The sequence below is a fragment of the Streptococcus oralis genome, from assembly GCF_001588645.1.
GTDB classification, from domain to species: Bacteria; Bacillota; Bacilli; order Lactobacillales; family Streptococcaceae; genus Streptococcus; species Streptococcus oralis_AB.
On sequence record NZ_LAYF01000027.1, the window covers coordinates 1 to 290 of the forward strand.

The window sequence follows — 290 nt, forward strand, 5'->3', positions numbered from 1 at the left end:
TACTTTTTTACCTTTGTCAAGGACTTTTTTCAGTGAAGTTGATTTTTTCTTTTCTTCACTAACTTAACCACTGCTTCTGTCCGTGCAGTGTGGGGAAACATATCGACCGACTGGATATACTGGAGGTCATAGACTTTTACCAGCTTAACCAAATCTCGTGCCAAGGTCGAAACATTGCAGGATACATAGACCATTTTTTCTGGGACATAGGTCAGAATGGTATCCAGTAGCTTATCATCTAAGCCTGTACGAGGAGGGTCAACTATCAATGCATCCGCTCGGTAGCCATC

General features: G+C 42.4%; 1 pseudogene. It reads right to left on the reverse strand.

Features of this window, described 5'->3' with window-relative positions:
* Nucleotides 1–29: 29 nt before the first annotated feature.
* Nucleotides 30–290: pseudogene (locus A0739_RS09610) on the reverse strand (23S rRNA (uracil(1939)-C(5))-methyltransferase RlmD); the annotation flags it as partial.